Raw genomic sequence first — 22,393 nt, forward strand, 5'->3', positions numbered from 1 at the left:
GTTGTGCTTTAGCGCGACCGACGCTGGCCGCGTGGGCGGGTGGTGGAAGCATTGCGTGCCCGGCGGGCGTCGGACCCTCGCTTTTTTCCACCCGTGCGACGGCTTTTGCCTGGGCCGGACGCGCGCGAAGAGGAAGACCTCTCGTGCTCGTCGTAGACCGCGCGGCGCTTTTCGTTCTCGCGCCTTTCGGCGGCGTTTTTCGAGTTAGCCCCGCGCATCCTGGTGACATCGAGCTTACGGGGCGCCCCCTTGTATTTGACGAGCTGAGGGTCCCGAGCGGGGGTTCCACTCGGCGTCCTTCCTCCGACATACCGGATCACCTCGTCGGTCTCGGAGTTCACCTCACTCCATTCGGGTTCGACCTTTGCCGCTTCCATCACCTGGCGAGTCTTTTTCTCCTGGTGTGGAAGAGCCAGCGTCACGACAACTCCCGAGGCACCGGCACGCGCGGTTCGGCCCGAGCGGTGCACATATTCCTTCGCGTCGTCGGAAGGATCGATGTGGAGTACGAGTGAGACATCGTCAATGTGGATCCCGCGCGCGGCAACGTCGGTCGCCACGAGCACGTCAAAGGCACCCTGGCGGAACCCCGCGAGAACGTTCGTGCGAAGCCCCTGCTGCTTATTGCCGTGAAGGGCAGCGGCGGGAATGCCCACCTCGATCAGCTCCTGGGCCACGCGTTCGGCGCCAAGCTGCGTGCGGGCAAAAAGGAGTGTGCGGCCATCGCGTGCGGCAATCTGCGCGGTAATCTGGCGCTTCTTTTTCGGGTTGATCGCATACACGACGTGGCGCATATTCTGCACGGCCGCGGCAACCGGCGTCGTCTCGTGCGTCACGGGGTCCACGAGGAAACGATCGGTAATCGCGTCGACTTGCTGATCGAGCGTGGCCGAAAAGAGCATCTTCTGCGTGCCCATTTCGACATGCGCGAGAATCTCGGTCACAACCGGCAGGAAGCCGAGGTCGGCCATGTGGTCAGCTTCGTCGATCACGGTCGTCTCTATGCGGTCGAGGAAGAGGTCGCCACGCTGGGCGAGATCCACGACGCGGCCCGGCGTCGCGACGATGATCTCGACGCCGCGGCGAAGAGCATCGGCCTGCTTGTCGATATTCATGCCACCCGAGACGAGCTGTGCCTTGATGCCCACGGCGCGCGCGAAGGGGTGGATCGTGTCCACGACCTGCACGGCAAGCTCGCGGGTGGGAACAAGGACCATGCCGAGCGGACGGCGTCGGTGTGAGCTGCGGTGGCGAAAGCGCGCGCACATGGACAGCGCGAAAGCCAAGGTTTTGCCCGATCCGGTTTCGGCTCGAGCGAGAACATCGCGGCCCGCGAGCGCGTCGGGGAGGATTGCTTCCTGGATTTCGAAAGCGCGCTCAAACCCCTGCGCCTGCAGCTCTTGTACGAGCTCTTCGGGAAGCGCCATCGCATCGAAGCGTTCAGCTTTGTGGACTCTGCGTGACTTGGGCATGATGTTGGCCCCTTTCTTCGCGCCTTCGCGCGGTCCGGTGTTTCTCGTGAGCGCCGTAGCGCCGGGCCCCGTAGGGCGGTAAACGCTTCAAGTATCCGTGAGCGACCCCCACTGCGGGAAGGAAGCCGTGGTCTCTTCGTTCGCAAACTCACGTCCGGCACCCTCGCAGGTGCGCGATTGGGATGGAATACTTAAGCATCGTGCTGCGAACACTCATGACTTCCAAGATCCACCGTGCCACCGTGACGCAAGCCGATCTCCATTACGTGGGATCAGTGACGGTCGATGCCGATTTACTCGATGCCGCGGGCCTCATCGAGAACGAGCTCGTGGCGATTGTTGATGTCACGAATGGCGCTCGCCTTGAAACCTACGTCATCCGCGGCGAGGCGGGTAGCGGGGATATCAAGATCAACGGCGCCGCCGCCCACCTCGTGCATCCCGGGGATCTCGTGATCCTCATCGCCTACGGGCAGTTCACCCCCGAAGAAGCCGCCGCCCACACGCCGCGTATCGTTCACGTCGATGAGAAGAACCGCATCGTGGCGCTTGGCAACGACCCTGCCGAGTCCGTTCCGGGCGCTGCCGACCAGATTTCTTCGAGGTAGCCTCCGTGGCGGGGGTCGTGAGTGGGTTTTTCGTAATCGCCGCGCTACCCATCGCGCAAAACGTGTCCGTCGCCGCTGCGCGTTACGAGGTTGGCGAGGAAATGACGCGGGATATCACGCTATTGACGTCGGTGGGCACGTTGATCGCGCTCATGGTGATTGCGTCGCTCTTCGGCGCGTGAGAAGCGATCTGCGTTAGGGTCGAGGCATGATCGTTACTACCGTGTGCTGGGGCAACATCTGCCGCTCCCCAATGGCCGAACGCATTCTTCTTTCCGCGCTCTCCTCCCTCGACGGTGGCGGAAGCGTTACCGTGAACTCCGTCGGGGTGAGCAGCGAGGAAATCGGCAACCCCATGGATCCCCGCGCGGCTCGCGTGCTCGAAGCCGAGGGCTACGACGCGAGCGGGCATGCCGCCAGACAAGTGAGCGCCACCGACATCGAGAACACCGACCTCTTCGTGGCAGCCGAGCAGTTCCACCTCGACCGGCTACGTGCGCTCGGCGCGCGCGAGGAACAACTCGCGCTCATGACGGACTTCGACCCCGAGTCGGAGCCAGGCGATCCCCTGCCCGATCCCTGGTATGGCGGCGCCGAAGACTTCGATCGAACGCTCGACGTTCTCGAGCGCGCAATGCCGCGCCTCGCCGAGCGCCTCGTCGAGGGCGCCTAAAAACTCGCGGCGAGACCCGCGAGGGCCTCCTCGTCCATCCCCGCCTCGCGCAGGATCTTCTGGAACATGGGCACCTTCGCGGCGCGGTACTCCTCCACGTCAATCGCACCCGTGAATGCGAGCCCTCGCTTATAGCCCGAGAACTCCGCGACGAGCTCCGGGCTATTCATGAGAACCTGACGCGCAGCGATACTCGCGTGAAGCAGCGGGGAGTCTTCCTCGAAGACCGTGAGTGCGTGCAAAACGCCCGAGGTGGGAGTATTCAGCTTGCGGTAGCCCTCCCCCTCCTGCTTCTCTCCCCCGGCCACATAGCCGAGTGGGGCGAGCGCCTCACACGCCTCCTCAAGCGCGAGGGGAGCGGCGATGACCGCGATATCGATGATGGGTCGCGCCACCATTTTCGGAACCGAGGTCGCACCAATGTGCTCGATCCCTTGCCCTCCGTGGCCGTCAAGGGCATCTACCAAGGTCGTGGCGACCCCCATGAAGTCGCCCACCCAAGACTCGGAATACTCACTCAAATGAATCGCCATGCACCCATCCTACGGGCCGCGCCCACCCCGCAAAACACACGCCGCAATCGAGGCTACGCAAGCGTCGGAACCGCTCGCAACGCTCCAAAGGCGCAGCACGTAGACTGGAGGCAGTGCATGCGCGCTCGAGACCTGCCGCGCACGAAACCGACACGAGGAAAGGGACACGATGGCTGAGGCCCCATACCGCTACACCGCTGAACTCGCGGGACAGATCGAGCAGAAATGGCAAAAGCTGTGGCTCGAGAAGGGCACGTTCAACGCCGTCAATCCCGAGGGTGAACTTTCCGATGGCCGCACCGCCGAAGAACTCGGCGAAAAAATGTTCATCATGGATATGTTCCCCTACCCCTCGGGGAAGGGTCTTCACGTGGGCCACCCCCTCGGCTACATTGCGACCGACGCCGTCGCGCGCCACAATCGCATGCTCGGCAAGAACGTGCTGTACACGATGGGTTATGACGCCTTTGGCTTGCCCGCCGAGCAGTACGCAATCCAGACCGGCACACACCCGCGGGTCACGACGGACGAAAACGTCGCGAACATGGCCCGCCAGCTTTTCCGCCTTGGTCTTTCACACGACTCACGGCGTTCGCTGCGCACGACCGACCTCGAGTTCGTCAAGTGGACCCAGTGGGTGTTCCTCCAACTGTTCGACTCGTGGTACGACCCGAACTTCGTGAAGGCTGACGGCACGCGCGGCTCTGCACGTCCCATTTCGGAGCTCAAGGGTGCGATCCAGGATCGCGATGTTGATCCGTACGCCCTCGCTGAGCAGCAGGGCATCGAGATCCCGCAGATGTGGCACGACCGCAAGCCGGATCATGAGCACTGGAATCCCGAGCACGACACGCCTTTCGACTACCTCATCCAGTACACGCCCGAGGAGATGCGGGAGCTCGTTGACTGTTTCCGCCTCGCCTACGTGAGCGACACTCCCGTGAACTGGTGCCCCGGTCTCGGCACCGTGCTCGCGAACGAGGAAGTCACGGCCGAGGGCCGCTCCGAGCGCGGCGATTTCCCCGTGTTCAAGCGCCGACTTCGGCAGTGGAACCTGCGGATCACCGCGTACGCCGATCGACTTCTCGAAGATCTCGAGACCGTCAATTGGCCCGAATCGGTCAAGTCCATGCAGCGCAACTGGATCGGCCGCTCACGCGGTGCGCAGGTGACGTTCGCGCTGGAGTCCGACGCTAGCCCCGCCCTCGCCGATGCCACGTTCGATGTGTTCACGACCCGCGTGGACACACTCTTCGGCGCCACATTCACGGTGCTTTCCCCTGAGCATCCGTTGCTGGTTGATGTCAGCATTCTTCCGGAGTCCTGGCCCGAGGGCACGAAGGCGGCGTGGACCGGTGGAGCGGCGAACCCCCGTGAGGCCGTGGCTACCTATCAGGAGCGCGCCGCAGCCCTCGAAGAGGATGAGCGCACCGCCGATTCGCGCGAAAAAACGGGCGTGTTCACGGGTCTTTTCGCCGTGAACCCCGTGGATGGGCGCGCGCTGCCCGTGTTCACCGCCGACTACGTGCTCATGGGCTACGGCACCGGTGCGATCATGGCAGTTCCCGCCGAAGATGAGCGCGACTACGCATTCGCGAGCGCCTTCGAGCTTCCGATCATTCGCACCGTGCAGCCCCCGGCCGACTTCGAAGAGGGCCAGGCGTACACGGGCGACGGCAAGAAAATCAATTCGCAAAGCGCCGAACTTGACCTGAACGGCATGAACAAGACCGAGGCGATCGCCGCCGCAACCGAGTTCGCCGAGAAGAAGGGCTTTGGCCACGCAAAAACGACGTACCGCTTGCGCGACTGGCTCTTCAGCCGACAGCGCTACTGGGGCGAGCCGTTCCCGATCGTGTACGCGGAAGACGCACCCGAGGTTCCGATCGCCCTCCCGGTCGATCAGCTCCCCGTGCAGCTTCCCGAGCTTGACGATTTCTCCCCGAAGACGTTTGACCCCGACGATGCGGATACCGAACCGCAAACGCCGCTCTCGCGTGTCGACGACTGGGCGTGGGTCAAGCTTGACCTTGGCGATGGCCTGAAGCGCTACCGCCGCGAAATGAACGTCATGCCTCAGTGGGCAGGCTCCTCGTGGTACGAAATCCGCTACACGGACCCCACGAACGACGAACAAATTTCCGCGCCTGCCAACGAGCAGTACTGGATGGGCCCGCGCGAAGGCGCGCCCACGGGCGGTGTCGACCTGTACGTTGGCGGTGTTGAGCACGCCGTTCTCCACCTGCTCTACGCGCGTTTCTGGCACAAGGTCCTGTTCGACCGCGGCTACCTTGCGAGCGCCGAGCCGTTCCACACTCTGTTCAACCAGGGGTATGTGCAGGCCTACGCGTACCGCGACGAGCGCGGCGTGTATGTCAACGCCTCCGAGGTTGTCGAGGAAGCCGACGGCTCCTTCACTTATGACGGCAAGCCCGTGACCCAGGAATACGGGAAGATGGGCAAGTCCCTGCGCAATATCGTGACACCCGATGACATGTACGACGAATTCGGTGCCGACACGTTCCGCGTGTACGAAATGTCGATGGGCCCGCTCGATCTGTCGCGCCCTTGGAACACGCGCGACGTCGTGGGCTCGCAGCGCTTCCTTCAGCGCCTGTGGCGCCTCGCGGTCTCGGAAGAGACCGGTGAGTGCGTCGTGAGCGATGCCGAGCCGAGCGTGGAGACTCTGCGCGCCGTGCATAAAACCATCGACGCGGTGAGCGCCGACATGGAGCACATGCGCTTCAACACGGCGATCGCGCGTCTCATCGAGCTCGTCAACCACCTCACGAAGGTCGCGAGCGATGGGGACGGCGCCCCGCGTTCGGCCGTCGAGGCACTCGTGCTCATGGTCTCGCCGTTCGCTCCGCACCTTGCGGAGGAACTGTGGGCGAAGCTCGGTCACGATGAGTCGCTCGCGCGCGCTTCCTACCCTGTTGCGGATCCGCAGTACCTTGTTGCCGACGCTGTCACGTGCGTCATCCAGGTCAAGGGCAAGGTGCGCCACCGCATCGAGGTGGACCCGGAGATCTCGGCGGAGGACCTCGAAAAGGCAGTGTTTGCCGAGGAGCGCGTGCAGAAGCTCATCGAAGGACACGAGGTGCGAAAGGTCATCGTGCGCGAGCCGAAGCTCGTCAACCTCGTCCTCTCCTAACTGGATTGCATAGGGGTTGTGGGGGTTTGAGTATCGCCCCCTCCCTAATTGCATAGGGGTTGTGGGGGTTTGAGTCTTTGTGCTCAGACCCCCACACTTCTTGGGTTTGAGGATCGCTTCGAGACGGAACTGTGACTCTCGTCGAACACTCTGAGGCGGCTCGCGCTCCACACTTCTCGGTTTCCCCACTCCGCCTTACGCCGCGCATGGTGACTGCTGTCGATCCATAGCATGCAAGCCATGGCACGCACCCGAGCTCCTATTCCGGCCGCCCTCGCGCACACCGTATTCACCTCCCAAGAGGCCTATGCCAGGGCGGTCACGCGCGATCAACTTCGGGGGCCCAATTATCAGCAGCTTTACCGGGGAATTTACGCTCCGACGGCTCATTCGCCCACAAGCTGGGACTATGCGCGCATCGTGACGCACGCCTGCCCCAAAGCCGCGCTCTCTCAAATTTCTGCAGCACTTCTTTGGGGCTTTCCTGTGCCGTTCAGATTCCTCGCGCTGGATTGCCCGCAATTCTCGAACAGCGGACTTCACACTCCCGAAAAGTCCAGTGGCGTCCCGGATTTCGTTTACCCCGACTATCACCGCTCCCCTCCGCAGCCGTGTGCAAAGTGGCGGCAGCATCTTTTGGCAAGCGACGATGTCGTTGAGGTGGAGCCCGGGCAGATTCGTGCGGGTGTAGGTGCCGACGGTGGCTCAGCAGGCGTCGGAATGCCGTGGCACCCCTCCACCGCGCCCCTGTGGAGTAAGCCGCTCAGGATTATGTCTCGCGAACGAACGTTCCTTGATCTTGCGACGGTGCTGAACCCGTTTGAGCTCGTGGCCGTAGGCGACTACCTCGTGCGTCGACCGCGCCCGAACTACGAGGGAAGAAGCGAGCCCTTTTGCACGATTGCGTGCCTTGAGGACGCACGGAAGAGATACCCAAAAATCGACGGGGCCACCAATACGCGATGGGCACTCGACAATATTCGCGTGGGCTCTGACTCACCTCAGGAGACTCTGTGCCGCCTCCTTCTCGTCGAGGCGGGTCTTCCCGAACCGAAGCTCAACATTCCGATTGTTCTTCCCAGCGGGGTTGTAATTCCCGACCGCGATCTCGTCTATCCGGCGCAGAAAGTCGTGGTGGAGTATCAGGGAAGTACCCACGAGGAGCCGCAACGAGCGGCGCGCGACCACTACCACGCCGAGATTCTTCGGGAGGAAGGGTGGGAGGTCGTCCCGATTGTGAACGATGACCTCCCGTATGTTGGTTGGTGCAACGAGTTTCCAACGAAGTATCGAATAGACGCGCCGGGGATGCCTCGCATCAACCGCGTCAACTTTCAATCATCGCCATATGCGCTGGCGCCGGAGCCTCACGAGTGGCCTCTTGTTGTCAAGGTACGCGAAGCATTCCGACGCCAGGCAATGCGGGAGGTTGCGGGGGCTAAACCCGAGGAATAACCCCCACAACCCCTATGGAATCCGAGTGAAGGGGTGCGAATAACCCCCACAACCCCTATGGAATTCAGTGGAGTGCGAGGCGGGAAGAATCGCCCTCCCCGTGCTCCACGTCAACCGTGACCGTTTGATCATCCGTGACCTCGCCCGTAAGGATGAGGCGCGCGAGCGCATCGCCAATCTCCTTTTGCACGAGCCGCTTGAGCGGACGCGCACCGTAGGCCGGATCAAAGCCACGCTCGGCAAGCCAATCCTCGGCGGCTTCGCTCACGTCGAGCGTAATGCGGCGGTTCTTGAGACGCGCCGCGAGCGAAGCGACCTGGAGACCAACGATATGGCGCAGCTCCTCGCGACCGAGCGAGTCGAACAGCACGATGTCGTCAAGACGGTTGAGAAACTCGGGCTTGAACGCCGCACGCACGGCGTTCATGACCGCGCCCCGTTTCGCGCTGTCGTCGAGGCTCGGATCCTGGAGGAAGTGTGCGCCGAGGTTCGACGTCAGGATCAGGATGGTGTTCCTGAAATCCACCGTGCGCCCCTGGCCGTCGGTGAGGCGGCCGTCGTCGAGCACCTGGAGGAGAATGTCGAAGACATCCGGGTGGGCCTTTTCAATCTCGTCCAAGAGCACGACGGTGTAGGGGCGGCGTCGGACCTGCTCGGTCAGCTGCCCACCTTCTTCGTAGCCGACGTAGCCCGGGGGCGCCCCTACGAGGCGAGAAACGCTGTGCTTCTCGCCGTACTCAGACATGTCGATACGAACCATGGCGCGTTCGTCGTCAAAGAGGAATTCGGCGAGGGACTTCGCGAGTTCCGTTTTGCCAACGCCCGTGGGGCCAAGGAAGAGGAACGAGCCGGTGGGGCGGTTCGGATCGGAGATACCGGCGCGCGAACGACGCACCGCGTCGGCGACCTCGGTCACGGCCCGATGCTGACCAATAAGCCGCCTGCCGATGATCTCTTCCATATCGAGAAGCTTTTGCGTTTCGGACTTGAGGAGGCGTCCCGCGGGAATGCCCGTCCACGCGGAGACGACTCCGGCGATATCGTCAGGGCCAACCTTGTCGGCAACGAGCGGCTTTTGCTCCTCCTCGTTCGAGGCTTCCCCGGCACCTTCTTCGTGTTCGAGTTCCACGAGCTTCTTTTTGAGCTCGGGGATGTCGCCGTAGAGGATTTTCGAGGCCTGGCTCAAGTCGCCTTCACGCTGAGCCCGGTCGGCCTGCATGCGTAGATCTTCGAGCTTCGCCTTGAGCTCGCCAACCTCGTTGAGGCCGGACTTCTCGCGCTCCCAGCGGGCGGAGAGTTCATTCATCTCTTCGGTGCGAGCGGCAAGGTGCTCGCGAACGCTCGCAAGCTGCGCGAGCGACCCCGGGTCGTCCGAGCCTTTGAGGGCGAGTTCTTCCATTTTGAGACGGTCAACCTGGCGGCGCAGAATATCGAGTTCAACAGGTGAGGAATCGAGTTCCATGCGCAGCCTCGACGCAGCCTCGTCGATAAGGTCGATGGCTTTATCGGGAAGTTGACGATTGTTGATGTAGCGATCCGAGAGCGAGGCCGCCGCGACAAGCGCAGAGTCGGAGATGGTCACCTTGTGGTGAGCCTCGTACTTGTCCTTCAGGCCACGCAGAATCGTAATCGTGTCTTCAACACTCGGCTCGCCTACAAAAACCTGCTGGAAACGCCGCTCGAGCGCCGGGTCTTTTTCAATGCGTTCGCGGTACTCGTCGAGAGTCGTGGCACCGACCATGCGAAGTTCGCCGCGCGCGAGCATGGGCTTGAGCATGTTGCCGGCGTCCATGGATCCTTCACCTGTGCCACCGGCACCGACCACGGTGTGGAGCTCATCGATGAAGGTGATGACGTTGCCGTTGGAGTCGCGAATTTCGTCGAGGACACTCTTGAGGCGCTCTTCAAATTCGCCGCGGTATTTCGAGCCGGCGACCATCGAGGAAAGGTCGAGCGAGATGAGGGTTTTGCCGCGAAGTGATTCGGGCACATCTCCCTCAACGATGCGCTGGGCGAGCCCCTCAACGACGGCCGTCTTTCCGACGCCGGGTTCGCCGATAAGGACGGGGTTATTTTTCGTGCGGCGGCTGAGCACCTGCACAACGCGGCGAATTTCGCTATCGCGGCCGATAACGGGGTCGAGTTTGCCCTCACGTGCGCGAGCCGTGAGGTCGACCCCGAACTTTTCGAGACTCTTAAAGGAGCCTTCGGGGTTTTCTTTGTTCATGCTTGTTCCTTTGGTGAGTGTGGCGATGCTGGCGCGAATCGCTTTCGGGGTCGCGCCGAAGTCTTTGAGGATGTCGCCAGGCGTTTTCGCCGCCTTGGCGATTCCGTAAAGCAGGTGCTCTGTCGAGATATACCCCTCAGCACCCTGCCCCATGCCGGCACCGGCTTCTTTTCCGGCGGCTTCAAGTGCGTCGTAGCCGTCGCCTTGAAAGACCGGCTTTTGATCGGTGTTCCCCGTGAGTCGGGGAAGTCGCTGGATTTCCTGATCTACACGCTCTTTGAGAGCACCGATATGTGCCCCCGTGTCCTCCAGAACTGCCGTGGCGATCGAATCTTCTTGCTCGAGAAGTGCCGCAAGCAAGTGCAGACCGGTGACGTTGGTATTGCGGAATGATTCCGCTTTGCGCGTGGCCGCCTCGACGGCTTCGCGCGAACGTTGCGTAAAGGAAAATTGCATATTTTCCGCTCCTTTCACGTGGGTGTGCGCTACGCGGAAGGCTCGAGCGCCGAGGGATCCGACGCTTCTCCAGCCTCTCTCGCTTTCGCGCTTACATCTCGTGCAACGCCACCAAAGTTGAGTCTATTCCACTCAACTTTCGTTATCGTCAAGAATTGCTCGCCACCTGCCATTTTGCGACTCGCGGCCGCGAAGACGGTCGAGTGCCCGGCGCTCCTTCTTCGTAGGCCGACCCGCTCCTCGATCGCGCCGAGGTGGCGCAGCAAACAACTGCGGCGGTGGCGGAGCCGAGATGTCGGTATAGGCCTCGCGCGCGAGCGGCGCCCCCACACGCTTCGCAAGCAGCTTTGTGACCACGTACTCATTCGTGTAACCGGGGTGGCGCACCGCAACCGTACTGCCGATGTTCAGCCGAAAGCTCGGTTTGACGACCTCGCCATCGACCCTCACGTGTGAGGCCTTGATGGCACTCGAGGCGAGGGACCGTGTTTTGAAAAGCCGCACCGCGTGCAACCACGAATCAAGGCGTACGTTCCCATTTCCTGCATCGGCATTCTGACTCTCGTTCACGGTGCTACTCTCGCATACCTGCTTCGCGCGGGGCGTGCTCACGAAACGCCCGGGAAACCTGAGGTCAACGTGCAGGTTCTCTCCCTAAACTGCACACGTCACCTACGGTGCACGCTCGTGCCCCGCACCAACATTCACGTGAGAGGAGGGCGCTCATGGCCCCGGCGAAGCCGCACTCACATGATCCGGCTCACCGCTTGAGCGCGCGCCCCCTTCCACTCAACGCCTCCGAACTTCTCGATTTCGCGATCGCGAACTTCCGCTCACGCACGGCACTTGAAATGGCCGGCACACGCGTGAGTTATGGCCAGCTCGGTCGTCGCATCCGCTGCCTCGCGCAGGGTCTTTTGGATTCGGGCATTCGCGCGGGCGATCGCGTGGCGATCGTCCTGCCCATGAGCATCGATGCCGTTATCGCCTTCCACGCGGTTCTCCGGATCGGCGCAATCGCCGTTCAGCATTCTGATCGCGAGCCCATGATGCGCCTGAGCCGCGAGTTTGCCGACTACTCCCCCGTCGCGGTCATTATCGCCGAATACCGCCTCAATGCCCTCGCGGGGCTCGATGAAGAAGCGCGACCGAAAACCGTGATTACCGTCCAGGCTCCTGAACTTCCCAAGCAGGCACCGCGTCGCCTCACATTCACGGGAGCGCTCGCGGAAATCGCGAAGGCGGGCGGCAAGGGCGTCATGCGAGTTGCGGCACCGCCCAAGGGTCCCGCCCAGCTCCCTCTGTCCTTCGGCACGCGCGCGAAGCTCAAGGACCTTCTTGGCTCGGCACCTCTTCCACTGGACTATCCGTACCCGGAACCGAACGACCTCGCCGCTCTCGTGTACGAGGGAAGCACGCGCACAAGTGCACTCGGCGCGATGATCACTCACGGAAACCTGACGGCGCTCGCCCATCAATCTCTCGAATATCTCGAAACGGCGCCGGCGGGAACCGAAACGGGCTACGCACTGTGGCCCTTGCACTCGACCATCGGGATTGCCGACACCCTTACCACGAGTCTGTTTTACGGCCGCCACACGATTCTCTTCCCACGCTTCGACCACTCGGCACTCGTGCGCGCTCTCAAGAAAAACCCTCCCTCGGTGATCTCAGGTGACACCGAGGTTTTCCGATTCCTCGCCGAACATGCGCGCACCACCGGTAAAGCGCCCATGATTCGCCTTGCCTTGAGCCCCATCCGCAGGGAGCATACGCCGAATCTGCGCGACTGGGCCCGGGATCTCGGCTGGCCACTCGTGGTGAGCTTCGATGGGGCAGAAGCGGGGGTCGCCCTGTTCCTTCGCACCTCCGTGGAGGGGCGTGAGCACACGGTGGGCACGCCGCTTCCGTCGATCGAGGTGCGGGTCGTCGACGTGCACGACCGCGGGCACGTTGTGGGCCCGGGCGCCGTCGGAAAACTCATGATCAAAGGCCCTCAGGTGTTTCACGGCTACTGGAAGAAACCCGATGAAACGACCTCGGTGCTGAGCGCGGACGGGTGGGTATTGACATCCTCGCTCGCCTCGATCGATACCGACGGCTACGTCACGCTAATTCCTTCACCAGAGCACTAACATGGGGTCATGGCACGCCTCATTCCGATCCACCCCGTCACACCGCAAGCGCGTCTCCTCGACCAGGTCGTCGAGCGGCTCAGGGACGGGGAACTGATTGCCCACCCCACCGATTCGGGCTACGCGCTCGGATGCCGCATAGGCGCGCACGATGCCCTGGAACAGATCCGCACGATCCGCCACACGGGCAAGGACCATCACTTCACTGTCATGTGTAGCGAGTTCGCGCAGCTCGGAAGGTACGTGCGGATTTCGAACCCGAACTATCGCCTCGTGAAAGCGCACACACCCGGCCCCTACACCTTCATTATGCCGGCCACGAAAGAGCTCCCGCGCCGCATGCTCCACCCGAAAAAACACACGATTGGAGCGCGCATTCCCGATCACGTGGTCGCGCGCGCGATCGTGGACGCGTTCGGGGAGCCGCTCGTGACTTCGAGCCTCATCATGCCCGGTGAGAACGATGTGCTCACCGAATCGTGGATTGTCGAGGACCGCATCGGGCACCTCATCTCCGCGATTGTCGACGGCGAGATCACGGGCATGGAACCCACGAGCATCATCGATCTCACCGACGACGTGCCGCGTGTCCTTCGCGAGGGCCGAGGCGATACATCCGCGTTCGCCTAGCCAGTGCAGGGCCGGTCCGACGCCTGCCGGGCCTACCTCGCTTCCGCAAGTGTCGCCCGTTTGTCGGCCTTCGTCGTGTTCTCGAGCGCGCCCGAGAACACGAGGATTCCCACTGCGTAGAGCGGTACGAGCGCGAGGGCATAGCGCAGAGTGAAGAGGTCAGCGAGCCAGCCCACGATCGGTGGGGCGGCGAGGAAGCCAATGCGAGCGAACCAGCCAACGACGGTAATGCCGACTCCGTGGCCGAGCTCTTCAACGTTGTCGCCCGCTCGAAATACGGCCGGGAACAGCGTCGCCACACCCCACCCCGCAGCTGCAAAGCCGATCACGGCGGTCACGGCGGTCGGCCACACGAGCATGACGCTCATGCCCACGAAGGAGATCACCGCGCCCACGCGCGCGGTTGTGCGGTCGCCCCAGGCATCCACGATCGGGTCCCCCAGAAAACGGCCGAGCATTTGTGCGCCCTGAAGGGCAACGAACGCGAGCCCAGCGACGAACGGCGATGCATTGAAGGTGTGGGTCATGAAGAGCGCACCCCACGTGCTGCCGGCATCTTCGGTTGAACCAGCGAAGACGAGAACCATGCCGAGGGCACCGAGCAACGCGAGAGCGCCAAGCCTCCCGCGGCTGGGTGACGTGCTTTCGAGCAGGGTATTGCCACTCGTTTCTCCCATGAGATCCGCCGGGGCCTCGTTCGCGGAGGAGGCACTTGGCGAGGAAACTTCCTTGACCCGCTCGGCGGCGTCGGACCCCTTGAGCAGGAACGGAAAGTTCACGATGGCGATCGCGCCAAAGAGGAGGAGTCCACCCCAGCCCTGCCATGCAAGCGGGACGCTGAACTGCGCACACACGGCACCGATGACCCCGCCGAGAACCGCACCGAGCGACCAGAACCCGTGAAAGCTATTGATGATCGAGCGGCGATAGCGACGTTCGACTCGCATACCGTGGGCGTTTTGGGCGATGTCCGTGATGGCGTCGAAGCTCATCGCGAGAACAAAACCGAGAGCGAGGAAACCCCAGCTCGGCGCCACGTAGATCAAAAGGTGCGCGCTCGAGGCGAGAATCTGGAAAATGAGCGCGGCCTTGCCTGAGCCGATCTTCTTCATGATGGGCGCGGCAAGCAAACCGAAAGCGAGGCCACCGAGCGGCCCGAGGCCCACGGCGAGGCCAAGCTCGGTGTTGGTAATGCCGAGCTGACGCACGATCTCAGGGTAGCGAGGCAAAATAGCGCAAAAACTCACACCATTGAGAAGAAAAACGAGCGAAACCGCCCAACGGGCACGCACTGCCTCACGATCGGGCACAAAGGTTTCGGGCATCCCATCTCCAAACACCGTAGGCTTAACGCATGTCTACACATATTAATGCCCCCGAAGGCGCCGTCGCGCCCTACGTTCTTTTCCCCGGTGACCCGTATCGCGCGCGATGGATCGCCGAAACCTTCCTTGACGATCCACAGCTCTACAACGAGGTGCGCGGCATGCTCGGGTACACGGGCACCTACAAGGGCGTGCGCGTGAGCGTTCAAGGCTCGGGAATGGGCCAGCCTTCCATGGCGATCTACGCGCACGAGCTCATGAACGACTACGACGTTCAAGCCATCATTCGCGTGGGTACCGCGGGCGGCATGGCACCCGAGGTGAAGGTGCGCGACGTTGTGATCGCGAACGCCGCAAGCACCGACTCGGCCATGAACCGCGCGCGCTTTGGCGACGTCACGTACGCTCCCGCTGCTGACTTCGAACTCATGCGTCTCATGGTTGAGGCCGCAGAGGAGAAGAATCTCCCCTATCGCGTTGGCGGGCTTTTCTCGGCCGACCAGTTCTACAACCCGAAACCCCTCACGGAAACCCTCGCGAACTACGGCGTCCTCGGCGTCGAGATGGAGACCGCAGGTTTGTACACGCTCGCCGCGCAGTTCGGCCGCAAGGCGCTATCGGTGTGCACGATCTCTGACCACCTCCTCACGGGCGAGGAGACGAGCGCCCAGGAGCGCCAGGAGACGTTCGACTCGATGATCGTCATGGCTCTCGAGGCGGTCGTGGCCCTCGACAAGAAACACGCGCAGTAGCTCCTGCCTGCACGTATAGCGAAAGGCCTCGGCGACAGTGCCGAGGCCTTTCTTGTGACTGGAGAGCTTCTACTTCGTGAAGAAGCGCGGAATGATCTCGAAGGCGACAAAAAGCGCGACGATCGACATGGCGAGGCCCACAACGAACCAGATCGGCGCGACGGTGTAGAGGCTCATGACGTAGAGACCACCCGCGAAGAGAAGGAAGACGAGCGCGGTGACGATGATCGAAAAGGCGAGGCTATTGCCCTGCGAGGTTTCGTTGCTTGCCGCGGCGTCGTTGTGCTGGGTCACGCTTTTCTCCATGATGTTCGAGTCGGGGTCGCGGCTGCAAGGGGTTGCCGCTGCGTGGCCAGTCTAAACGATGGACGAAAGTCCTCCAAGTACGTCGCACGGTGTTTGTCTCCTGTATAACGGGGACATGGGAAACAATGTGTGCGGAACACTGACGGTCATTCAGCACGAAGATGATTGCCCGCCGGGCTTGCTCGAAGGCCTTGCGCGCAGATCAGGCCTCGCCCTCGCGCTCGTGCGCCCCTACCGCGGCGAGCCACTCCCCTCGTTCGACAGCCTCACCTCCACCTCGCAAGGCCTCGTGATCCTCGGAGGTGGCCCCGGCCCTCTCCAAGATGAGCACTACGATTGGCTCGCACCGTGCCGCCACCTGTGCCTCGATACCCTCGAGGAAAGTTTTCCCCTGTTGGGGATTTGCCTCGGCGAGGAACTTCTCGGAGCGGCGCTTGGAAGTGAGATCACGCGAAGGCCGAAGCCTGCCGTCGGACTGCGCACAGTACTGCCCGAGCCCGCCGCCGCAACCGATCCGCTCTTTGCCCGCGCCGAGGTTCATGCACCGCACCAAGCGTTTCAGGCCTTCCAATGGCACCAGGACGAAGTTTCGGCGCTCCCGAGTGCAACCCCGATCGGCGCACCAATCGTGCCCCTCGCTCGCGATGAAGAGGGCCGACTCGAGGCCTTCCGCGCGGGGAAGGCGGCATGGGGCGTGCAGTTTCATCCCGAAATTACGCCCGCGATTGCCACGAGATGGGCGACCACGAGCGCGCTCACACCGAGTGATCGTGATCCCGAGTCGTTCGCGCGTGAGATCGAAAGGTGGCGCGGTACGAACAAGGGAGTCGATGCCCCCGTGCGCCTCCTCGACGCCTTTGTGAGGTTTGCCTGCTCCGCTCGCTAAAGGCCCGGCCGCGTCACCGTTCTACGGCAAGCCCGGCTTGGCGCCCCTACCTCCACCTTTGAGGGCGGAGAACACGCCGAGGCCATGAGGTATCCGGCCTACCCTCACACCGTGACCTCCACAGTGGTACGGAAGGCGAGTGGCACGGGAGAAGGGCGAGCGTTACGCGGCGTGCGCGGCCTCGTGAAGACGCGCCGCCTCGCGATAAAAGCCGAGAAGCTGCTCCGCGAGAACGGGCCACGTCCGCTGCCGCACCGATTCCTGCGCAGCTGCAGCGAAATGCCCGCGTTTCGTGTCGTCACCGAGAAGATCCTCGACGTACGCGCGAAGCTCGTCAAGTTTGCCTGGCGTGTAGAGCCAACCCGTGTGCGAGTGGTCAATGAGGTCGATCGGGCCACCCGAGCGAGGTGCGATCGCGGGGAGGCCTGAGGCCATGGCCTCTTGGATCGTCTGGCAGAACGTCTCGAGCTCACCCGTATGCACGAAGAGGTCGCACGAGGCAACGATTTCTGCGAGTTCGGCTCCCTTCTTGAAGCCCGCAAAATAGGCGCCTGGCATGGCCGAACGAAGCTGCGCCTCGAGGGGCCCCTCCCCCACAATCACGAGACGCACATTCGGCATCGACTCGAGAACGGCGAGGTCGTCTACCTGCTTTTCGGCGGCAAGACGCCCCACGTACACGACGAGCTTCTCACCATTCGGAGCGAGGCGCTTACGAAGCTTCTCGCTGCGGCGCGTGGGCGAGAACTGCGAAGTATCAACTCCGCGTCGCCAAATCTGCACGCGCTCAATGCCGTGCTCGACGATCTGATTACGGGTGCTCGAGGAGGGCGCGAGATTGACCTCGCAGCGGTTATGAATGTCGCGAAGGAACATCCACATCGCTTCTTCGAGCACGGGAGCGCCGTATTTGCGCGTGTAGCCCGGGAGGTCGGTTTGGTAGATGGCGACAGTGGGGATGCCACGCTTGACAGCGGCCTTCGAGGCGGCGTTACCGAGGAGGGCCGGGCACGCGAGGTGCACGACGTCGGGATGAAAATCGTCGATAATCGAGCGAATCCGGTAGTTCGTGGTCGCACTCATGCGCACCTGGCCGTAGCCCATCATCGGTAGTGACAGCACGGGGATGATCGGCACACGATCCGCACCGAACGTCAGTTCATTTGGGATGCCCGGGGCGCCTGGCGCGACGATCCTGACCTCGTGGCCGGAGCGCGCGAAGCACTCGACAACCCTGAGCACCGAGTTGGTGACGCCATTCATGTGCGGAAGGAACGATTCGGCAACGACGAGGATTTTCACGTTCCTCATTGTGTCCCTCGGGAGCAACGGCCGTGGGAAAGACACGTGTCGGACACGTAACGGGGGCGTGAACGCTGCGCGTCACGCCCCCGTTTGCTCGGCGATTTCCCGCCTAAAATCTCAGTATTTCGCCGAAGCGATGCCCGCGCCTTCCACGAGGCTTTCGAGCTTCGCCCACGCGATCTCCGGATGGATTCGGCCGCCGAGACCACAGTCAGTCGAGGCAATCACGCGCTCGGGGCCCACGATGTCGGCAAAACGCTCGATGCGCTGCGCGACGAGTTCCGGATGCTCGACGACGTTGGTCGAGTGCGAAACGATGCCGGGCACGATCACGCGGTCGTCGGGGAGCGTGACGTCCTTCCACACAACCCACTCGTGCTCGTGGCGCACATTCGCCGCCTCGAACGAGTAGTACTTTGCGTTGACCTCGAGCATGAGTTCCGCGAGGTACTTGAACTCAAAGTCCGTGACGTGCGGGCCGTGCCACGAACCCCAGCACGTGTGCAGACGCACGAGCTCACGCGGAATGCCGTCAATCGCACGGTTGATCGCGTCCACGCGCTTCTTCGTGAACGCGAGGTAGTCCTCAACGCTTGGCTCGGGATTGATCTGGTCAAAGTTCTCGGCAAGCGACGGGTCATCGATCTGGATCTGGATGCCCGCATCGGTGATGGCCTTGTATTCGGGGCGCATCACATCCACCCACGCGTCGAGAAACGCGTCGGGATCGCCGTAGTACTCGTCGTGGATGCGCGCGCCCGAGCCCGGCGAAAGGGTCGAGAGGTAGCCCTGCTGATAGCCCGACTTCTCAAGTGCGTGCGAGAAGTTCGTGATGTCGTTCGCGCACAGCTCCTTGCCGAGCTCGGAGAACGCTACCTTGCCGGTGGCCGCGGGGATGATGAAGGTTTCCGGCTTGTCGTTAGTCGTGGGAACACCCGTAACCGGGTCAGCGTAGGCACCGGGGAAGAGACTGCGGTCGCGGCGATCATCGAAGCTCGTGAGGCGGATATTGCCCGGCTCGCTTCGCTGCGGCTCGGCGTTGAAAAAGTCGGTGCCCGTAAGCGCAAGCCCCTCGGTCCGGTCGTAAATGTACGACCACCACGAGCCGTAGTTGATGGCCGAGCCCATCGCCTTACCGTATTCGCCATCGCCCGGCACCGAAATGCCAATCTCCTTCTGGCGAGCAACGACGCCATCCACGGCATCGGCGAGAACGCGCTCAAACTCAGGCGACTTTTTCGGGGTGAAGCCGTCGGCTTCAAGTTCCCTGTTGTAGTTCGCGTCGATCAATTCCTGGGTGCGCGGAAGCGAGCCCGCGTGTGTGGTGAGTATCTCTGTCATGGTCATCAATCTACGAGAATTCCGGCACCGACCAAAACTTCCGTTCACGATCGTTCATTTTATGGACCCCACACGCAAAAGTGGGGCGCTCCCGAAGGAACGCCCCACTCTCACACCGCGCTATCAGCCCTGGTCGTAGGCATCAAGTGGCTGGCACGAGCACACGAGGTTGCGGTCGCCGTAGGCCTGGTCGATGCGCCTCACGGGCGGCCAGTACTTCGCCTGGTACTGCATCTGCTGCGTCATGTGGAAGTCCGGGTCGTAGCCGGCTTCGCTCGCAGCGTTCACGCCCGGGTACACCGCCTCGTCGCGCGAGTAAGGGTGATCCCACTCTTCACGCGACACAGAGTACGCGGTGTGCGGGGCATTCACGAGCGGATTGTCGTCCTTTGGCCATTCGCCCGACACCACCTTCTCGGCTTCATCGGCGATGCGGTGCATCGCGAGGATGAAGCGTTCGATCTCCCACAGATCCTCCGATTCGGTCGGCTCAATCATGAGGGTGCCCGCAACGGGGAAGCTCATGGTCGGCGCGTGGAAACCGTAGTCGATGAGACGCTTGGCGACATCGTCGACGGTGATCCCCGTGCGGTCCGTGAAGGGGCGCAGGTCCACGATGCATTCGTGTGCGACGAGCCCGTTCTCACCGCGGTAGAGAATCTCAAATTTTTCGCCGAGCCTCTTCGCCATGTAGTTCGCGGCGAGCACCGCCGAGGCGGTCGCATGGCGCAGACCCTTCGCACCCATGAGGCGGATGTAGGTCCACGGGATCGGGAGGATCGACGGGGAACCGTACGGCGCCTGCGACACGGGCGCACCACCGTGGGTGCGGTCTGCGCCGCCGATCACCGGGTGTTCGGGGTTCTGCATGTCCGGGTGGCCCGGTAGGAACGGTGCGAGGTGGGCCTTCGCCGCAACGGGTCCGACGCCCGGCCCACCACCACCGTGCGGAATGCAGAACGTCTTGTGCAGGTTCAAGTGCGAGACGTCGCCGCCGAATTCACCCGGCTTCGCTACTTCGAGGAGCGCGTTGAGGTTCGCGCCATCAACGTACACCTGACCGCCAGCATCGTGCACGAGCTGCGTGATCGTGCGCACCTCGGATTCGTACACGCCGTGGGTCGACGGATACGTGATCATGATGCACGCGAGTTCATCGGCGTGATCCTTGATCTTTTGCTTGAGGTCGTCAAGGTCCACGTTGCCGTTGGCATCGCTCGCAACGACCACGACGCGCAGGCCCGCGAGCACCGCGGAGGCAGCGTTCGTCCCGTGCGCTGAGCTCGGCACCAGGCACACGGTTCGCGCCGACTCGCCGCGGCTCGCGTGATACGCACGGATCGCGAGAAGGCCCGCATACTCTCCCTGCGAGCCAGCGTTCGGCTGGAGCGAAACGGTGTCGTATCCCGTGACGTCCGCGAGCCACGTCTCAAGCTGCGTGATGAGTTCGACGTAACCTTCGACGTCGCTCGCGGGAGCGGCGGGATGGATCGCGTTGAACTCGGGCCACGTGATCGCGGCCATTTCAGTTGCGGCGTTGAGCTTCATCGTGCACGATCCGAGGGGAATCATGCCGCGGTCGAGCGCGTAATCCTTGTCCGCAAGGCGGCGCAGGTAGCGCATCATCGCGGTCTCTGAACGGAACGAGTTGAACACCGGCGCCTCGAGGTAGGTCGAGGTGCGCGTGAGTTCACCCCAGGTCTCTTTGGGCTCGATCCAGTCTTCAAGTTCGACATCCCCCACGTGTGAGGGCGAGAACTGCGAGAAAACCTCGGCAATCTCGCGAAGCGCACGAGGCGTCACCGTTTCATCGAGGCTCACGTGAATCGTGTCCTCGTTCGGCTGAGCGACGAGAATACCGCGCTCATCGAACGCCTTAGCGATCACGCCGGCTTTACCGTTCACACGCACTTCGATCGTGTCGAAGAACGTCTCGTGCGCCAGTTGGAAGCCATTGGACGTGAGCCACGTCGCGAGCGACGCGGTGCGCCCCGCGACCTCGCTCGCAATCTGCCGCAGCCCATCCGGACCGTGGTATACGGCATACATCGAGGCCATGACGGCGAGAAGAACCTGGGCAGTGCAGATGTTGCTCGTGGCCTTTTCGCGGCGAATGTGCTGCTCACGGGTCTGGAGAGCGAGGCGGTAAGCGGGGTTTCCTTCCGCGTCCAGCGAGATGCCCACGAGACGGCCGGGAATCTGGCGCTCAAGGCCCTTGGAGACGGCCATGTAGCCAGCGTGCGGGCCGCCGAAGCCGAGCGGAACACCAAAGCGCTGCGAATTACCCACGGCGACATCGGCGCCGAGTTCACCCGGCGAGGCGAGAAGCGTGAGCGCGAGGAGGTCAGCGGCTACGACGGCTTTCGCCTTGTTCGCCTTGACCGCGGCGATGACCTCGCGCGGATCCCACACTCGGCCCGAAGCGCCCGGGTACTGCAAAAGCGCACCGAAGTACTCGCCTTCGGGAGCGCCGTCCTTTGCGAAGTCGACGTCCTGAAGCTCGATGCCGACCGCTTCGGCACGGCCACCGAGCACTGCGCGAGTCGTGGGGAGAACGTCCGTGTCCACGAGGAACACGTTCGACTTGTTGCCTCGCGCCGCGCGACGCGCAAGCAGCATCGCCTCGGCGGCCGCGGTGGCCTCGTCGAGCATCGACGAGTTCGCGATCTCGAGGCCGGTGAGGTCCCCGATCATGGTCTGGTAGTTGAGCAGCGCCTCGAGCCGCCCCTGCGAGATCTCGGGCTGGTAGGGCGTGTAGGCCGTGTACCAGGCGGGATTCTCAAGGATGTTTCGCTGGATGACCGACGGCGTGTACGTGCCGTAATAGCCGTGGCCAATGAGCGAACGCTTCACGGTGTTCTTTTTCGCGAGCGCGCGCAACTCTTCGAGAGCCTCAGCTTCGCTCGCACCCTCGGGAAGCAAGGAATCCAGGCCCTCGTCGAGAAGGATCGTGCCGGGCACGGCCTTCTCAAGGAGCGCAGCGAGCGAGTCGAGACCAAGTGCCTCGAGCATGGTCTTTTGCGCGTCGCTCGTCGTACCGACATGGCGACGAACAAACGAGTGAAGACCTTCGATCGCCGAGTCGTCGACAGCGACGTTGCTGTGGTGTTCAGACATGAACGGGAAACTCCTCAA

18 protein-coding genes are annotated in these 22,393 nt (G+C 62.7%); 9 read left to right on the forward strand and 9 right to left on the reverse strand.

Annotation, left to right across the window (positions count from 1 at the left end):
* Positions 1–8 precede the first annotated feature (8 nt).
* On the reverse strand, positions 9–1,472 hold the full coding sequence (locus D8M36_RS05990; protein ID WP_126847517.1) for a DEAD/DEAH box helicase: 1,464 nt from the start codon (positions 1,470–1,472) through the stop codon (positions 9–11).
* 200 nt (positions 1,473–1,672) lie between these two features.
* Between D8M36_RS05990 and panD the strand changes: the two genes are divergently transcribed.
* From panD to D8M36_RS06000, 3 genes are read left to right on the forward strand one after another with little or no spacing between them, the layout of a single operon-like run.
* Positions 1,673–2,080, forward strand: coding sequence for an aspartate 1-decarboxylase (gene panD, locus D8M36_RS05995; RefSeq protein WP_126847519.1), 408 nt, complete (start codon positions 1,673–1,675; stop codon positions 2,078–2,080).
* Positions 2,081–2,097: 17 nt separating this feature from the next.
* Entirely contained in the window at positions 2,098–2,262 is a 165-nt protein-coding gene (locus tag D8M36_RS10065) for a hypothetical protein (RefSeq protein ID WP_153246509.1), read from the forward strand.
* A 26-nt stretch (positions 2,263–2,288) separates the two neighbouring features.
* Complete coding sequence (locus tag D8M36_RS06000; RefSeq protein WP_126847521.1) at positions 2,289–2,753, forward strand: low molecular weight protein-tyrosine-phosphatase; 465 nt, start codon at positions 2,289–2,291, stop codon at positions 2,751–2,753.
* Here the strand turns inward: D8M36_RS06000 and D8M36_RS06005 are convergent.
* Positions 2,750–3,286 (reverse strand): GrpB family protein, encoded by a 537-nt coding sequence (locus D8M36_RS06005; protein WP_065247607.1) that lies wholly within the window; start codon positions 3,284–3,286, stop codon positions 2,750–2,752. The genes D8M36_RS06000 and D8M36_RS06005 overlap by 4 nt on opposite strands.
* A 169-nt stretch (positions 3,287–3,455) precedes the next feature.
* Here D8M36_RS06005 and leuS point away from each other — a divergent pair, with 169 nt between their 5' ends.
* Complete coding sequence (leuS, locus tag D8M36_RS06010) at positions 3,456–6,440, forward strand: leucine--tRNA ligase (protein ID WP_126847523.1); 2,985 nt, start codon at positions 3,456–3,458, stop codon at positions 6,438–6,440.
* A gap of 636 nt (positions 6,441–7,076) precedes the next feature.
* Positions 7,077–7,895, forward strand: coding sequence for a DUF559 domain-containing protein (locus D8M36_RS06015; protein ID WP_148110244.1), 819 nt, complete (start codon positions 7,077–7,079; stop codon positions 7,893–7,895).
* 64 nt (positions 7,896–7,959) lie between these two features.
* Here D8M36_RS06015 and clpB read toward each other — a convergent pair whose 3' ends face one another.
* Together clpB and D8M36_RS06025 are read right to left on the reverse strand one after the other, a co-directional pair.
* Positions 7,960–10,578, reverse strand: coding sequence for an ATP-dependent chaperone ClpB (gene clpB / locus D8M36_RS06020; protein WP_126847527.1), 2,619 nt, complete (start codon positions 10,576–10,578; stop codon positions 7,960–7,962).
* A gap of 132 nt (positions 10,579–10,710) precedes the next feature.
* A complete protein-coding gene (locus D8M36_RS06025; protein WP_126847529.1) occupies positions 10,711–11,148 on the reverse strand; it encodes an RNA-binding S4 domain-containing protein in 438 nt (145 codons plus the stop codon).
* Between the two features lie 155 nt (positions 11,149–11,303).
* Between D8M36_RS06025 and D8M36_RS06030 the strand changes: the two genes are divergently transcribed.
* Together D8M36_RS06030 and D8M36_RS06035 are read left to right on the forward strand one after the other, a co-directional pair.
* Positions 11,304–12,713 (forward strand): AMP-binding protein, encoded by a 1,410-nt coding sequence (locus tag D8M36_RS06030; protein WP_126847531.1) that lies wholly within the window; start codon positions 11,304–11,306, stop codon positions 12,711–12,713.
* 9 nt (positions 12,714–12,722) lie between these two features.
* Positions 12,723–13,343: an L-threonylcarbamoyladenylate synthase gene (locus D8M36_RS06035; protein WP_126847533.1), complete on the forward strand. Its 621-nt coding sequence runs from the start codon at positions 12,723–12,725 to the stop codon at positions 13,341–13,343.
* Positions 13,344–13,375: 32 nt separating this feature from the next.
* Here the strand turns inward: D8M36_RS06035 and D8M36_RS06040 are convergent, their stop codons facing one another.
* A complete protein-coding gene (locus D8M36_RS06040; protein WP_126847535.1) occupies positions 13,376–14,668 on the reverse strand; it encodes an MFS transporter in 1,293 nt (430 codons plus the stop codon).
* Positions 14,669–14,697: 29 nt separating this feature from the next.
* On the opposite strand from D8M36_RS06040, the gene deoD reads away from it, so the two are divergent.
* Positions 14,698–15,420 carry a purine-nucleoside phosphorylase gene (deoD, locus tag D8M36_RS06045; RefSeq protein WP_126847537.1) on the forward strand — a complete coding sequence of 241 codons (723 nt, stop codon included), beginning with the start codon at positions 14,698–14,700 and terminating at the stop codon, positions 15,418–15,420.
* A gap of 69 nt (positions 15,421–15,489) precedes the next feature.
* Here the strand turns inward: deoD and D8M36_RS06050 are convergent, their stop codons facing one another.
* Positions 15,490–15,714 (reverse strand): hypothetical protein, encoded by a 225-nt coding sequence (locus D8M36_RS06050; protein ID WP_082991074.1) that lies wholly within the window; start codon positions 15,712–15,714, stop codon positions 15,490–15,492.
* Positions 15,715–15,841: 127 nt separating this feature from the next.
* Here D8M36_RS06050 and D8M36_RS06055 point away from each other — a divergent pair, with 127 nt between their 5' ends.
* Positions 15,842–16,612, forward strand: coding sequence for a type 1 glutamine amidotransferase (locus D8M36_RS06055; protein WP_161970217.1), 771 nt, complete (start codon positions 15,842–15,844; stop codon positions 16,610–16,612).
* A gap of 162 nt (positions 16,613–16,774) precedes the next feature.
* On the opposite strand, the gene D8M36_RS06060 is transcribed toward D8M36_RS06055, so the two are convergent.
* From D8M36_RS06060 to gcvP, 3 genes are all read right to left on the reverse strand, one after another.
* On the reverse strand, positions 16,775–17,923 hold the full coding sequence (locus D8M36_RS06060; RefSeq protein WP_446717765.1) for a glycosyltransferase family 4 protein: 1,149 nt from the start codon (positions 17,921–17,923) through the stop codon (positions 16,775–16,777).
* 111 nt (positions 17,924–18,034) lie between these two features.
* Positions 18,035–19,258 carry a cobalamin-independent methionine synthase II family protein gene (locus D8M36_RS06065; RefSeq protein ID WP_126847543.1) on the reverse strand — a complete coding sequence of 408 codons (1,224 nt, stop codon included), beginning with the start codon at positions 19,256–19,258 and terminating at the stop codon, positions 18,035–18,037.
* A gap of 123 nt (positions 19,259–19,381) precedes the next feature.
* Positions 19,382–22,375 carry an aminomethyl-transferring glycine dehydrogenase gene (gcvP, locus tag D8M36_RS06070; protein ID WP_126847545.1) on the reverse strand — a complete coding sequence of 998 codons (2,994 nt, stop codon included), beginning with the start codon at positions 22,373–22,375 and terminating at the stop codon, positions 19,382–19,384.
* Between the last annotated feature and the right edge of the window lie 18 nt (positions 22,376–22,393).

This window comes from Dermabacter sp. HSID17554 (genome assembly GCF_003989295.1).
GTDB lineage: Bacteria > Actinomycetota > Actinomycetes > Actinomycetales > Dermabacteraceae > Dermabacter > Dermabacter vaginalis.